The 13,867-nt window shown below is 46.5% G+C and carries 16 protein-coding genes; 14 read left to right on the forward strand and 2 right to left on the reverse strand.

Annotation, left to right across the window (positions count from 1 at the left end; genetic code table 11):
* Positions 1-34: 34 nt before the first annotated feature.
* Positions 35-1,096, reverse strand: a complete 1,062-nt coding sequence (locus DFP94_RS16160; RefSeq protein ID WP_114497495.1) for a GntR family transcriptional regulator — start codon at positions 1,094-1,096, stop codon at positions 35-37.
* A 267-nt stretch (positions 1,097-1,363) separates the two neighbouring features.
* Here DFP94_RS16160 and DFP94_RS16165 point away from each other — a divergent pair, with 267 nt between their 5' ends.
* The 3 genes from DFP94_RS16165 to DFP94_RS16180 all read left to right on the forward strand — a co-directional run bounded on the left by DFP94_RS16165 (position 1,364) and on the right by DFP94_RS16180 (position 4,862).
* Positions 1,364-2,386: an SGNH/GDSL hydrolase family protein gene (locus DFP94_RS16165; RefSeq protein ID WP_245954879.1), complete on the forward strand. Its 1,023-nt coding sequence runs from the start codon at positions 1,364-1,366 to the stop codon at positions 2,384-2,386.
* A gap of 824 nt (positions 2,387-3,210) precedes the next feature.
* Positions 3,211-4,047 (forward strand): YitT family protein, encoded by an 837-nt coding sequence (locus DFP94_RS16175; RefSeq protein WP_114497497.1) that lies wholly within the window; start codon positions 3,211-3,213, stop codon positions 4,045-4,047.
* A 251-nt stretch (positions 4,048-4,298) separates the two neighbouring features.
* Positions 4,299-4,862, forward strand: coding sequence for a tyrosine-type recombinase/integrase (locus DFP94_RS16180; protein WP_114497498.1), 564 nt, complete (start codon positions 4,299-4,301; stop codon positions 4,860-4,862).
* A gap of 92 nt (positions 4,863-4,954) precedes the next feature.
* On the opposite strand, the gene DFP94_RS16185 is transcribed toward DFP94_RS16180, so the two are convergent.
* Complete coding sequence (locus DFP94_RS16185; RefSeq protein ID WP_114497499.1) at positions 4,955-5,638, reverse strand: universal stress protein; 684 nt, start codon at positions 5,636-5,638, stop codon at positions 4,955-4,957.
* Positions 5,639-5,763: 125 nt separating this feature from the next.
* Between DFP94_RS16185 and DFP94_RS16190 the strand changes: the two genes are divergently transcribed.
* The 11 genes from DFP94_RS16190 (at position 5,764) to DFP94_RS16240 (ending at position 13,852) form a co-directional block, all read left to right on the forward strand.
* Positions 5,764-8,175, forward strand: coding sequence for a Na+/H+ antiporter subunit A (locus DFP94_RS16190; RefSeq protein ID WP_114497500.1), 2,412 nt, complete (start codon positions 5,764-5,766; stop codon positions 8,173-8,175).
* Positions 8,162-8,584 carry a Na(+)/H(+) antiporter subunit B gene (locus DFP94_RS16195; protein ID WP_114497501.1) on the forward strand — a complete coding sequence of 141 codons (423 nt, stop codon included), beginning with the start codon at positions 8,162-8,164 and terminating at the stop codon, positions 8,582-8,584. The genes DFP94_RS16190 and DFP94_RS16195 overlap by 14 nt, the downstream gene beginning before the upstream one ends.
* Position 8,585: 1 nt before the next feature.
* Positions 8,586-8,924: a Na(+)/H(+) antiporter subunit C gene (locus tag DFP94_RS16200; RefSeq protein WP_114497502.1), complete on the forward strand. Its 339-nt coding sequence runs from the start codon at positions 8,586-8,588 to the stop codon at positions 8,922-8,924.
* Positions 8,917-10,392 (forward strand): Na+/H+ antiporter subunit D, encoded by a 1,476-nt coding sequence (locus tag DFP94_RS16205; protein WP_114497503.1) that lies wholly within the window; start codon positions 8,917-8,919, stop codon positions 10,390-10,392. Before DFP94_RS16200 ends, DFP94_RS16205 begins: the two co-directional genes overlap by 8 nt.
* 14 nt (positions 10,393-10,406) lie before the next feature.
* A complete protein-coding gene (locus tag DFP94_RS16210; RefSeq protein WP_114497504.1) occupies positions 10,407-10,886 on the forward strand; it encodes a Na+/H+ antiporter subunit E in 480 nt (159 codons plus the stop codon).
* Positions 10,883-11,164 carry a Na(+)/H(+) antiporter subunit F1 gene (locus DFP94_RS16215; RefSeq protein WP_114497505.1) on the forward strand — a complete coding sequence of 94 codons (282 nt, stop codon included), beginning with the start codon at positions 10,883-10,885 and terminating at the stop codon, positions 11,162-11,164. The genes DFP94_RS16210 and DFP94_RS16215 overlap by 4 nt, the downstream gene beginning before the upstream one ends.
* The gene (gene mnhG / locus DFP94_RS16220; RefSeq protein ID WP_425459262.1) at positions 11,139-11,567 is read left to right on the forward strand and encodes a monovalent cation/H(+) antiporter subunit G; all 429 of its coding nucleotides are present in this window, start codon (positions 11,139-11,141) and stop codon (positions 11,565-11,567) included. The genes DFP94_RS16215 and mnhG overlap by 26 nt, the downstream gene beginning before the upstream one ends.
* Before the next feature lie 202 nt (positions 11,568-11,769).
* Positions 11,770-12,243, forward strand: coding sequence for a DUF2975 domain-containing protein (locus DFP94_RS16225; RefSeq protein WP_114497507.1), 474 nt, complete (start codon positions 11,770-11,772; stop codon positions 12,241-12,243).
* A 10-nt stretch (positions 12,244-12,253) separates the two neighbouring features.
* The gene (locus DFP94_RS16230; RefSeq protein ID WP_114497508.1) at positions 12,254-12,463 is read left to right on the forward strand and encodes a helix-turn-helix domain-containing protein; all 210 of its coding nucleotides are present in this window, start codon (positions 12,254-12,256) and stop codon (positions 12,461-12,463) included.
* Positions 12,464-12,498: 35 nt separating this feature from the next.
* Positions 12,499-13,293, forward strand: a complete 795-nt coding sequence (locus tag DFP94_RS25560) for a hypothetical protein (RefSeq protein ID WP_181873177.1) — start codon at positions 12,499-12,501, stop codon at positions 13,291-13,293.
* A gap of 202 nt (positions 13,294-13,495) precedes the next feature.
* Entirely contained in the window at positions 13,496-13,852 is a 357-nt protein-coding gene (locus DFP94_RS16240) for a hypothetical protein (protein ID WP_114497509.1), read from the forward strand.
* The last annotated feature ends 15 nt before the right edge of the window (positions 13,853-13,867 follow it).

Consider the following 13,867-nt stretch of genomic DNA (forward strand, 5'->3'; position numbering starts at 1 on the left):
CCTTTCCTGGATGATCTATTCGAGTTAAAAAACGCTATGCGTAGGGGTTCTCGCAGGTAGACTCCCGGATCACCAAAGAAACACCCGACAATATTTTGGTGTTGCCTCCATGAGTCTTGTCTTGAATAACCTGGTTCAGTAAATTTGCGGCATTTCTGCCGATTTCCTCGAAGTCTTGCCGAACGGTGGACAACCCGATCGACAGGTTGCCGGCATGGTCCCAATCGTCGAATCCCATAATGGAAACATCCTGCGGGATTTTGATGCCGCGGCCGGTCAGTTGTTCGATCATTTCAATGGCAAGCTTGTCATTGGAGCAAAACAAAGCGGTGATATTCCGCTTCAAAATGCTGTCGGCCAGTGCGTCATAATCGATGCGGGTCAATAAGTTATCGTCGGTTACCGGAAGTCCTGCCTGACGCATGGCGCTGCAATAGCCGGCGAACCGCTCCTGCTCGGAATGAAGGAAGAACTGATAGCTTGCGAATTTTATTTTGGTGTGCTTCAGGGAGATCAGCTCCCGGGTAGCCAGGATCGCCCCGTCGAAATTGTTGCATCCGGAAAAATGGCTGGGATGATCCACATTGTACCGGTCTACCAACAGGTAGGGGATGTTGCTTTGTTCGATTAGTCGATAGTTATCCTTGCTTTCGGTCGGATCGAACGGATAAATCAGGAAGCCGTCGACTTTCCGGTCCAGCATTTTCTGAATGGACGCTTGTTCAACGGCCAAATTTTCGTTGCTCCATTCCACGATTAAGGAGTAATTGAATTCGGCCGCCACTTGTTGCGCGCCTTTGATGATCTTCATATACGATACGTCGAAGTTATCCTCGGCCGATAAAATGAACGCGATCAAATGGCTCGAATTATTCGCTGCTTGAGCTCCATTTACAAAAGAGCCCTTTCTTTTGATTCTGGTTATTGCGCCTTCGTTCGCCAGTTCCGTCATGGCTTTTCGAATCGTTATTCCGCTTACCTGAAATTGTTTCATAAGGTCTTCTTCATTCGGCAGTTTATCGCCGGGTCGAAGCTCGCCGGATTGAATCTGATGCAGCAGCGCTTGTTTTACCGTTTCGTACTTCGGCTCGTTCACAAAAATTCTCCTCTTTTACAGTCTCCTGATTAATTTTCGGTATTATAATAATTTTATAAAAGTATACTTTATTCATACGGTAAATTCAAGTTCATGCAACTGATTTACATTATATAGGTATTTATTATAGCTGAATATCTTGTTTATAATTGACTGAACCGGCATGGGGTGGTAGTATTAATTAGTGATTTAATAAACAATAAAGTATACTTTATTTTTTTATTTGTATAGTTAGTAGAATTTTGCCGAGTTGAAGGGGGAGTTACTTTGGAGTTTAGCTTTACCAAATATGCCAGGCTGATGGGGAGATTTGATCTCACCGAGAAAGAGAATCCGAAATGCGGATGGGTCAACAGCGCCGTTTTTATTGCCTTCCAAGGTACGTCCATCTCAATGACGGCTGAGGATTCCGACGGCCAGGATTACGTTGAAATCGTAGTGGACGGCGTCGCCCGGAATTGGATCAATCTGAAGAAGGGGGTTCATGAGTACGTAATCGAGCAGGGGCTGACGGATGGCGAACACACTTTAGAGATCCATAAGCGTACGGGGATTCTGACCGGAAGTATTGTCTTTCACCGTTTTTCTCTGCCTGACGGCGGAAGCTTCCTTGCCCCACCGGCGGCAAAACCGCTCCGGCTTGAATACTTCGGCGATTCCATCACGGATGGAGCGGGGATCGGGCATCCGCATGAGCTTGCTGAGGCTCCGCATCTGGACGACGGATACATGTCCTATGTCGGGATCAGTGCCAGAATGTTGAACGCGGAATATCATACGATGGCCATTTGCGGAATTGGCGTTTGGCAGGATGCGATAGGGAACAGGCAAGGCTTGCCGGAACATTTTTCCGGGACGCTCGGCAAAGGGACGGCGCCTTGGGACTTTCCCCGGTATACGCCTGAAGGAATTGTCATTAATTTGGGCCAGAACGATTATTCGACGCCCATTGATGAGGAGGAGTATATTGCGGCTTATATTGGATTCATCCGGGATATCCTGGAAAAGTATAACGACCCCTATGTCTTTTGCTGCGTCGGAACCATGAATAACAACTATCTTGCCAGCGTGAATAAGGTGGTGTCCCATTTCAACCAAAACGGAAACGGGAAGGTATTTGTGGTTGATCTGGGGTTGATTCATCCGGAGGTGGAAGGATGGGGCGGCCGGTACCATCCTGGCTATCAGACGCATTACCGAATGGGCCGGGAGCTTGCCTCTTTCATTAGCGCCAAGACCGGCTGGAAAATGCTTAAGCGTCCGACAATCGCCACGGAATGCGTGTTCTGAAATCAATTGATCCAGAAGCGACCGATTCGGGTCGTTTTTTTGAATGCAAATCTATCCGCTACTCCCTAATCTCCATCTCTCGCTTAAACCTTCTAATTTTCTTACGAAGTGGCGCTCCGATTCTCCAAAAGAATACGCCCAATAAGAGTAAGAGGGCTCCGAGTACCAGGTTAACTATGGAGTACTTCCCCACATTTTCATTCAAATTAAGGTTTACAATGCCTATCGATAGATTAAATATGCCTATTATGAATTCGGCGATCATTACCGAATTCCATAAGACATGGCTTCGTTGATAATGCTTGATCTTGGATTCCAGGTCCCATTCCATCCAAGGAAAATGATGCAATAATACAGCAATTTAGGGTGGTTCATCGTACCACAGGTGAAAATCCTGCAAATGTGCATCATTTCGCTCGATATTGTCTATTATCCATACATGACAACAAAAAATAGTGCACTTTTGCAGCAATTCGCTTGCTTCTCCCATTTTCAAGCTAATAATGATGTATTTTTGCAGCATTCTTCTCAATTTGAGACTAAGTTATTAAATGCGATACATGAGTTTATTATCTAACGCGAGCCAGGCGTGGATATGCCGCAATCTTCAAACAGCGGATCGAGAATATAATAAAGTTTTGCGTCGCCTGAGTTCGAAATGTCGAGAGGTTTGATATCCGTGATTCTGCATACTGTATTCATAGAGATACTTTTCCTAGTGAATTGGATAGCGAAGTAAAGTGTCAAAGTCATATTGATTTTATGGTTGGAAATAGATACGATGAATTGGTTGTAATTTTGCTGAAGAAAGGAATAGGTTCAAATTGAAAAAGAGATTCGCGGATATCGCATTCATTATATTGGGGGCTTTCTTGTTCGCGCTGGCCGTCAACCTGTTTATCATTCCGAATGAGTTCGGGGAAGGAGGCGTTACAGGAGTCACAATTATTCTGTACTACGTGTTCCAGTGGTCGCCTTCCATCGTCAACATCGTGCTTAACGGCTTGCTGCTGATTGTGGGATACAGATTTCTGGATCGGCAAACGACGATTTATACGGTGATTGCCGTAGCGTTCAACTCGTTGTTCCTTCATGTCACGGAAAGCTGGAGGATCGATTCGCAGGAGCCGATGGTCAATGCCATTTTTGCCGGTGTGATGGTTGGGGTCGGGATCGGCCTGATCGTGCGGGTCGGCGGAACGACGGCGGGAACGGTGATCTTGGCCCGGATTGCGAATAAATATCTCGATTGGAAAATCAGCTACGCGCTTTTGTTTTTTGATCTGATTGTAGCTTTTTCTTCCTATTTTATTATTGGCGCGGAGAAGTTGATGCTGACGATCATTATTTTGTATGTGGGCACGAAGGTGATGGATTTCATGATCGAAGGGCTGAACCCCAGAAAGGCGGTGACGATCATCTCGGAAAAGCAGGACAGTATCGCAGAGATGGTCATTACCCGGATGGATCGCGGCGTTACGGTCCTGTCGGGCCATGGCTACTATACGAAAAACCCGAAGGAAGTTCTCTACATCGTCATCAGCAAGCAGGAGGTATCCACGCTGAAGAAGATTGTCAGATCCATCGATACAACCGCTTTTCTTACCATTCATGATGTGCGGGATGTGTTCGGGGAAGGGTTTTTGGATATTTCGAAGTAGATTTCTGAGAGTCTGGTTGCAACCGGACTCTTTTTTTGTTGATAGAACGAAGCGATATCGTCAAGGCGCGAACATAAAGGAAAGGTTGCATTAGAATAAGAGAACGCCTTCACCTCCTGGGAAGAGAAGGTATCATCATTCCCTGCCCTTTATTCAGTACAAAACCCCAAAAATTTAATCAATCTTCATTTGTGATGTTACTTAATATATGTTAAACTTCAATTAAGTAACATCATTCGGAGGGATTATCGGTGCAATATGTGAATCCGATTCGAGACATGGAGACCATTCAAGCGATGAAAGAGGAGCTGAGAAAACACTCCATCAGGGACCTGCTGCTCTTTGTACTCGGCATTAATACGGGTTTGAATCTTCTGGATATGCTGAACCTTACGGTACAGGACGTGTGGGACGGTCAGAGCCCGAGACAGTTTTTATTTATTAAGGACGAGAAGACAGGAGAGGAGAAGGCCTATTATCTAAACAGCAAGATCGGGGATATTTTGAATGAGTACTTGTCCGGCAAGGATTGGAACGCGGATGACTATTTATTTAAATCCAAGAAGGATGGAGGCCCGATTACCCGTCAGCAGGCCTACCGGATTATTAATCATTCCGCAAGGGAAATTGGCATATCGGAGAATATCGGGACGCATACGCTGAGGAAGACGTTCGGTTACCATGCGTACCATAGGGGGATTGCCATTTCCATCATCAAATCGATTCTGAATCATCACTCTACGGCGGAGACGCTGAGATATTTAGGCGTGAATAAAAGCGAAGGGCTGCCTATCAAAGTAGACGTGAACTTATAATCGAATCGTATAATCCGCCAATAGAATAAGAAACTCCCCACATAAATGATGTAGAGAGCATTGGATAACAGGTACGGAATAGACCTCTAATTTTAATTATCTGCGTCGTTCAGGTTCATTGTTGTTTGAATATCTACATTCTTCAATTCCGTAACAACCCCATCTATAACCAGAACCTGCAGCGTTTCTGCATCTTTCATAAAGCGAAAGATACCATTATCAAAGTCGGTATCGGCTTCTTTGAAGAAAATACCTTCATATAGAGTATCTTTATTATGGTTAAAACTAAGCTGATATTGATCTCCGTCCTGAATTAAATAGGCGCGAATGCCCTTTTCATACAGTCCTTCTTCGTCCCGGATATAACGGGCGACGGAAACAATGTGCAAGTCGACAAAGGGGATGTCACGCACCAAGGAATTAATAATCGACCCCTTCGTAATTTGTTCCCACCGGCTATGCGCGGTCTGGCCTAAAATGATCTGAGTAATTTGGTGTTCTCTAGCTACTTCGGCAATGACTTTGGATACGGGACGATGTTCATTATCCTTCATAATGAATTGCGCCGTTGGGTGGGAGTGAGCGAACTCTTTCCATTTCTCGATATAAAATGTTTTCTCGGCATCCAATTCATCGAACGGCTTCGGATCAATGGTCAATACATAGAGCGGAGCCTGGAGCATATTGGCGATTTTACAGCCGCGCTTGAGTAATCTTTCTCCGTTCGGCCCATAATAAACGCAGACAAGGATGCTCTCATTGAACAGATTATCCATTTTTATTAATTCACCTCAAGGTTAATAATGGAGCTTTTTCAAACTATGTAAGACTATAGTGGAAGTCACCTCAAGAGTCAAACGGTATTTAAGAGGATTTGATTTGTTAGTGAGGAGGAGTGCGGTTGATTACATTATATCTCTTTATTTTTTTGCCGTTTATCTTTGCATGTATTGTACCTTTGTTGTACAAATATTTGAATCGCCAAGTACATACGGGCTGGTTCGTGCTGGTTGTTCCATTATCTATCCTGATCTATTTGCTGACATTTATACCCGCTGTTGCCTCCGGAGAGACGTTTGAATATACGTTCTCCTGGATTCCGTCGCTTGGCATTCATATCACATCCTATGTAGATGGTCTCGGCCTGCTGTTCGGTCTGCTGATTTCCGGCGTAGGGGCCTTGGTCATTCTCTATTCTATTTTTTATATGTCCAAAGTACGGGAGGCCCTTCATAACTTCTATATTTACCTGCTGATGTTCATGGGAGCCATGCTGGGATTGGTATTCTCCGATCACTTATTGGCCTTTTACGGGTTCTGGGAGCTGACGAGCGTATCTTCCTTCTTGTTAATTTCCTATTGGTATGAGCGGAAGAGCTCCAGACAAGGCGCCATGAAATCCATGCTGATTACGGTATTTGGCGGTTTCGGCATGCTGGCGGGTTTCATTATGCTGATCATGATGGCGGATACGTACAGTATTCGGGAATTGATCGCCAATATGGACGTCATCCAGGGGCATTCGCTGTTTATTCCTGCCATGTTATGCATTCTGTTAGGGGCCTTTACGAAGTCCGCACAATTTCCGTTCAGCATTTGGCTTCCGGATGCGATGGAGGCGCCTACCCCTGTAAGTAGTTATCTCCATTCGGCCACTATGGTCAAAGCCGGCATTTATTTGGTAGCAAGAATGACCCCTATCTTCGGCGGCAGCCCGGTCTGGTTCTGGATTGTATCCGGCGTCGGGATTATAACGCTGCTTTATGGTTCATTGACGGCCTTGCGGCAGACGGATTTAAAACCGCTGCTGGCCTACTCGACCATTAGCCAATTAGGATTGATCATGAGTCTGCTCGGGATCGGTTCATTAGCCGTGTATTTCGGGCCCGGCGAGAGCGGGACTGTGTTTACTGTAGCTACATTTGCGGCCCTCTTCCATTTATTTAATCATTCCACCTTTAAAGGAAGCCTGTTTATGGTGGTCGGCATTATCGACCATGAGACGGGCCGGCGGGATATCCGCTATTTGGGCGGCTTGATGCATGTCATGCCGATCACGTTTACGATTGCGCTGGTCGGAGGCTTGTCCATGGCAGGCTTACCGCCGTTTAACGGGTTCCTGAGTAAGGAAATGTTCTTTGCGGCCGTACTCGACGTATCCAAAGCCGGCATTTTCGGCCTGAATAGCATCGGTGCGTTGTTCCCGGTCATTGCCTGGGTAGCCAGTATCTTTACCTTTGTGTACTGCATGATTTTCGTGTTGAAAACCTTCGGAGGAAAGTATCATCCTGAGCGGCTGAACCGCAAGGTGCATGAGGCACCGATCGGCATGCTCATTGCTCCGATGGTGCTTGGCCTGCTTGTCGTGCTGGTCTTCTTCTTCCCGAATGTACTGGGCAAATATATCCTTGCGCCGGCATTAACCGCGGTTCTTCCGATGATGACCGTCTCTTCCTATGATCTGAAAATCAGTGCCTGGCACGGCATAAACTATGAACTGCTGATGACGCTCGGCGTGATCCTCCTCGGAGGTCTGCTCTATATGGCCAAGAAACGGTGGCTCCCGACGGCCCGCAAATTCCCGCAGGGATGGACGCTGAATCACTTTTTCAATGAAGGCTTATTGAGCGCCGAGCGATGGTCGGCTTCGTTGACCAACCGGTATATGACGGGCTCGCTGAGACACTATTTGTTATACATTTTCGTATTTTTCGTCCTATTATTGTTGGGTTCGCTTTTATGGTTCCATGGGATTCGGTTCGATTTCTCCGATAATGCGATGATTAATATTTTCGATGCCGGACTAGTGATTTGTATGGTCATCTCCGCATTAACGGTGCTATTGGCCGCCAATCGGATCGTGGCTATCGTTGCCCTTGGTGCGTTAGGGTATATGGTCTCCATGTTCTTCGTAATCTTCCGGGCTCCGGATCTGGCGTTGACGCAGATGGTTGTAGAGACGGTGACCACGGTGCTGTTCCTGCTGTGCTTCTACCATTTGCCTAAGCTGAAGAGAACTATCGAGCGTATTTCGTTCAAATGGACCAATTTGGTCGTCTCGATCGCGGTTGGACTGACGGTAACCGTTCTGGGATTATCCGCGAACGGCCACAAATTATTTGAGCCTATCACCTCGTTTTTTGAGAATTCATACAAGCTGGCCGGTGCCAAAAATATAGTTAATGCGATATTGGTGGATTTCCGCGGCTTCGATACCATGCTGGAGATATCCGTATTAACGATTGCCGGACTAGGTGTTTACGTATTGATTCGGCAGCGTTCCAAAAGGGGGAAAGAGCATGAAGCAGAATGATGTGATCTTGCAAAGCGTAACCCGAGTCGCCGTTGTGATCATCTTAACCTTTTCGATCTACTTGTTCATGAACGGCCATCATCATCCCGGGGGCGGATTCATTGGAGGGCTGAGCACGGCTGCGGCGATTGTTCTTCTGTATCTTTCTTTTGGCATCGAGAAGGTCAGGGAAAATATTCGGATGGATTTCAAGAAGCTGGCGGCGATCGGCGTGTTGATTGCAGTCGGGACCGGGATGACAGCCGTTGTCTTCGGCAAACCTTTCTTGACTCAGGCGTTCGACTATTTCAATTTGCCGATTTTCGGAGAAACCGAGCTCGCGTCCGCACTGATCTTTGATACAGGGGTTGCCTTGGCGGTTATAGGAACTGCAGTCAATATTATTTTAAGCATAAGCGAGGACCGGTAATATGGACACATTAATCGTCATCCTTGTCGGAATCTTAGTCACCATCGGCACTTATTTGATTTTATCGAGACACCTCTTGCGGATTGTCCTTGGGACATCCATCATCGGCCATGCCGTCAATCTGTTGATCATTACTTCCGGCGGCTTGAAGACGGGAGGGCCTCCGCTGCTTGGGGAGCGGAATGCCAACTTCACGGATGCCATTCCTCAAGCCTTGGTGCTGACGGCCATCGTCATCAATTTTGCCGTAACGGCGTTGGTATTGGTTCTGTGCTATCGAGCCTATCAGGGCTTCGGGACAGATGATTTGGAACATCTAAGGGGGGAGGAGCATGAATAATTTATTAATCGCCCCGGTCGTCCTTCCGTTATTAATTGGCATGGTGCTCATTATTTTTCATACCCATATCCGGCTTCAGCGGGTGCTTAGCTTGATTGCCTTGCTCGCTACGGCCGCCGTTTCCGTTCAATTAATCCATCAGATCCACCATCACGGGATTCAGACCCTGCAGCTAGGCGGTTGGGAAGCGCCGTATGGCATCAGCTTTGTTGGAGACATGTTCAGTGCATTGCTGCTGTTGGCTACGTCCATTGTTGCCGTATGCTGTCTGATCTATGCTTTTCCAATGATGGGCAGGAAGCAGCAGAAGCTTTATTTCTATCCTTTGTTTCTGTTTCTGGTGACAGGGGTCAACGGCTCGTTCTTAACGGGGGACTTATTTAATCTATATGTCTTTTTTGAACTGTTTTTGGTTGCTTCTTACGTACTGATCACCTTTGGCGGCGAAAAGAGACAGCTTCGGGAGTCTTTGAAATACATCTTCACGAATATTATTTCATCGGCCTTCTTTCTGATGGGGGTTGCTTATTTATACTCGATCACGGGCACCTTGAACCTTGCCGACTTGTCTCTCAAGATTGCCGAAGTGGGCCAGGACGGACTCATCACTACCGTTGCCTTTCTATTCTTGATTGTCTTCGCGCTAAAGGCGGGACTGCTGCTATTTTTCTGGCTTCCGGGCTCCTACAGTGTACCCCCGACGGCGATCGCCGCTATCTTTGCCGCGCTGCTGACCAAGGTAGGGATCTATGCCATCTTCCGTATGTTTACCTTGATCTTTTATCATGAACCGCAGATTACGCATCTGTTCATAGGGATATTAGCTGCGCTCACGATGTTATTAGGCGGGCTTGGCGCGATAGGCTATTGGGATCTGAAAAAGATCTTAACCTACAATGTCGTCATCAGCGTCGGATTTATTATGGCGGGGCTGGTCTCCCTAACCCCTGCGGGTATCACGGGCTCCATTTATTATTTGCTTCACGACATGATTATCAAGGCAATGATCTTCTTGATCGGTGGCACGGTGATTCATTTGACTGGAACAAGCAACTTGAAAGAGATTAGCGGTTTGATCAGGCGACACCCCGGGTTAGGCTGGATGTTCTTCATCGCCGCCTTGTCTATGGTGGGCATCCCGCCGCTTAGCGGCTTTCTCGGCAAAGTCTTCATTACCCGGGGCACATTTGAGGGGGGAACCTTTTGGCTTGGAGCCATCGGTCTTGTAGCCAGCTTGTTCATCCTATACTCCATGATGAAGCTCTTTATGAATGCCTTCTGGGGTGAAATGATTCTGAGCGAAGAGGAAGAGCTGGGGTCGACGAAAGGCTTGCTGCTTCCCATTGTTCTGCTCACTGTCGCCAGTCTCGCTTTAGGGATCGGAGCGGAAGGCATTGCGGGCTATGTTGCCCAAGCTACCGAAGAGTTGTTGAACCCGAGTCTCTATATTCAAGCTGTGTTTGACTAAAGGGGGAGAAAGCTATGCCCATTCAGGTTTTGCTCAATATATTCATTGCGTATTTATGGATGTTTCTTCAGGATGAGACGAATGTATTAAACTTCATCAGCGGCTATTTTGTCGGCTTGATTATTTTATTCTTCATGCGCCGTTTTTTCAAAAAGCCGTATTATTTGTTTACTCTGGCCGCAGTTGGCAAGCTGTTTATTATTTTCATTCACGAATTGTTTACTTCTTCCATCATGGTCATGAAGCATGTGCTTCAGCCCAAATTGGATGTGAAGCCGGGGATCTTCAAGGTGGAGACCGATCTGGAGGGGGATCTGGAGATCACGCTGCTATCTTTGTTGATTTGCTTAACGCCAGGCTCGGTCGTCATGGAAATATCCCCTGATTCGAAGGTGATGTACATTCACGGCCTGAACATGCCGGACTCCAGAGAGGCCGTCATCAAGTCGAAGACAATATTTGAAAAAGCAATAAAGGATGTGACAAGAAAATGATATTCGATACGCTCATGATTATTGCTTTATGCTTGTTGGTGTTGGCGATTATGGCCAACCTGTATCGGGTGGTGAAAGGGCCGTCCAGTGCGGATCGCGTGCAGGCCCTGGATTCGGTCGGCATCAATATCATCGCCAGTATCGCGGTATTCTCCGTCTTTTTGCACACGCATGCTTTCTTTGACCTGATCCTGCTTATCGGAATCTTATCGTTTATAGGAACGACCGCCTTTGCCAAATTCCTGGAGAGGGGTGTTGTCATTGAGCGGAAGCGGTGAAGTCATTGGGGCTGCACTAATCTTGATCGGGGCGGTCTTCAGTTTGATCAGCGCGATAGGGAATGTCCGATTGCCGGATGTATACACAAGATCTCATGCTGCATCTAAAAGTTCTACGCTCGGCGTGCTATGCGCGCTACTTGGCACCTTGCTGTACTTTTTAATCTCCGACGGTTATTTCAGCATCCGCCTCATTTTGGGAATCTTCTTTGTATTCCTGACGGCTCCGGTGGCTGCGCATATGATCTGCCGGTCGGCATACCGTCACCATGTGCCGTTAGCCGAGGGTACGGTTCAAGATGAGTTGAAGGACTATTATATGGAGAATGAGAATATGGAGTTGGATTCGGAAGATCAGATAGACGTGACCGAGATAGAAAGCAAGCCTCTGGCCACAGACTGAAACACCCGGTATGAGGGCATCGAATTCGTCGGCAACGACGATTCGATGCCCTTTTATGTTAGGAACTATGAAATAATCAAAGGTTAATCCATGACTCGCTGATTTATCGATAACAATATAATGATAAGTAACAATTATTTATTGATTAACAATAAATTCTGTGTATAATCAAATTATTGATAACTCAAGCGAGGTGCTTTTTTTGAAGCGAGAAACACTCTTTTTAAAGGCCGTTGTTGTTCTGGTCGGACTCCCGGTCCTTGCCTTGTGCATATTGGGATTGCCAAGAATCGTCAATGAAGCGGCAGACTATTTTTCTCCCTATTGGGTGTATCCGGTATTTATCGTGATCTACGTCTCGGTAATTCCGTTTTTCTTTGCCTTATATCAGGCATATAAACTATTAAGCTATATTGACAAGAATCAGGCTTTCTCTGGATTGGCCGTCGGAACTTTAAAAAATATTAAAAACTGTGCGATTGCCATCAGTATCCTGTTTGCGGCAAGCGAGCCATTTCTCTATCTAATGGCCGAGAAGGACGACGCTCCGGGGCTCATCGTCATCGGCCTGGTCATTATTTTTGCCTCGTTTGTGATAGCGGTCTTTGCGGCGGTGCTTCAAAAGCTGTTAAAGAATGCCATCGATATAAAATCAGAAAATGATTTAACGGTCTGAGGTGAAAACAATGGCGATCATAATCAATGTCGACGTGATGCTGGCTAAGCGGAAAATGAGCGTAACGGAGCTTTCGGAGAGAGTCGGAATCACCATGGCGAACCTGTCCGTCTTGAAAAACGGCAAGGCCAAGGCGATCCGCTTTTCAACTTTGGAAGCGATTTGTCAGGCTTTGGCATGTCAGCCCGGAGATATTTTGGAATACCAAAGCGGGGAATAGCAAAGCCCGTAGCGTACGAAAGGATGTAAGACGAGATGAGGATGTTGACCGGAGAACCAAAGATATATCTCCTTTTAACCGATACGGGAACGATGTTAAACCGGGTGATTAAGTCCTATACCGGACAACCGTATAATCATGCTTCCATTGCCTTTGATGCCGAATTGAACGAGGTCTACAGCTTTGGGCGAAAAACGGCAAACAACCCCTTTATCGGAGGATTCGTCGGGGAGGATATTCACTCTGCCCTGTTTAGGCAAGCGGAATGTGCCGTCTATTCTTTAAACGTAACCCCTGATGAATATCAAAAGATGTATCGGTATATTCAGGAATTCGCCATGCGAAAGGAACGTTACCGCTATAATTTCATAGGATTATTCGGCGTGATGGTTCAGAAGCCGATCCAGAGAAAGCATGCGTTCTTTTGTTCTGAGTTTGTCGCCTCTGTCCTGAGGAAAGGGAAGGTCCTTTATTATGACAAAGACCCTTCTCTGCTAGAACCAAGCGAGCTGCCTCATTCCGCAAATTTTCAATTGGTCTTTGAAGGCAGGGTGCAAGACTACTATCAAACCAGCGCTATACCCGATAGAGTCCATCGGTCTCTGCCGGGTAGGCGGACGGTTAAAGCCGCACATCTTGCCGGTTACATCGAGGGTTGTGAGGATGGCAGGTTTAGAGGTGATCAATACCTATCGAGAGCGGAACGCATTAAAATCGCCAATCGCCTGTTCAGCAGAGAACCGCTGAGTGGGACGTGGGGTCCGGGTTGGGGGGATGTCCCAGCGGCGCATGGGGCTTATGCCGAAATCACCACCAGCGGAAATAACTGAGGAGTCATAGTAAACCCTTGTTCTATCGGCAATTGCTGATAGGACAAGGGTTTGTTTTGTTTAACGGACAAATTCCTGATGTAATGATAGAGATAGATGTCAGCATTTAATCAGGAACAAGGGTTGTGGATTTATTTACCGATTACATTTACCAATTTCATAGAAATTTTGCCTTTAATATAAGGCGAGGAGGTAACGATAGATGTATCGGATTGGTGATTTAATACATTACGGAGATACGGGAGTATGCACTCATGTTGATGCTTTCTATAGCCGCGAGATGCGGCAGCTTTCGGATCACTATAAAAAATCTTTGAATTCGCACCTTTGCGAAGATTTGATTGAGCTTACGATGTCTATCTATGCCAAGAAACAGGAACTTGGGGAACAAAATAAGAAGATCGGCTCGTTGGATGAATCCGTAATGAAGCGCGCCGAGGATTTGCTGTTTGGCGAGCTTTCCGCTGCACTCGAGATTCCGAAGGAGAAAGTTGCAGACTATATTGCGGCGAAAGTGGATGCGATAAAAGCGGTTAAGAAGGCAGAAGTGCAAGCTTAGCACCATAGTGTGAAA

It is taken from the genome of Fontibacillus phaseoli (assembly GCF_003337355.1).
Classification (GTDB): Bacteria; Bacillota; Bacilli; order Paenibacillales; family Paenibacillaceae; genus Fontibacillus; species Fontibacillus phaseoli.

Coding starts and splice junctions, on each gene's coding strand:
- DFP94_RS16195 (WP_114497501.1), top strand. CDS start 8,162: ATGAAGCAGAATGATGTGATCTTGCAAAGCGTAACCCGAGTCGCCGTT.
- DFP94_RS16205 (WP_114497503.1), top strand. CDS start 8,917: ATGAATAATTTATTAATCGCCCCGGTCGTCCTTCCGTTATTAATTGGC.
- DFP94_RS16240 (WP_114497509.1), top strand. CDS start 13,496: ATGTATCGGATTGGTGATTTAATACATTACGGAGATACGGGAGTATGC.
- DFP94_RS25560 (WP_181873177.1), top strand. CDS start 12,499: ATGAGGATGTTGACCGGAGAACCAAAGATATATCTCCTTTTAACCGAT.
- DFP94_RS16210 (WP_114497504.1), top strand. CDS start 10,407: ATGCCCATTCAGGTTTTGCTCAATATATTCATTGCGTATTTATGGATG.
- DFP94_RS16185 (WP_114497499.1), bottom strand. CDS start 5,638: ATGGATAATCTGTTCAATGAGAGCATCCTTGTCTGCGTTTATTATGGG.
- DFP94_RS16200 (WP_114497502.1), top strand. CDS start 8,586: ATGGACACATTAATCGTCATCCTTGTCGGAATCTTAGTCACCATCGGC.
- DFP94_RS16230 (WP_114497508.1), top strand. CDS start 12,254: ATGGCGATCATAATCAATGTCGACGTGATGCTGGCTAAGCGGAAAATG.
- DFP94_RS16215 (WP_114497505.1), top strand. CDS start 10,883: ATGATATTCGATACGCTCATGATTATTGCTTTATGCTTGTTGGTGTTG.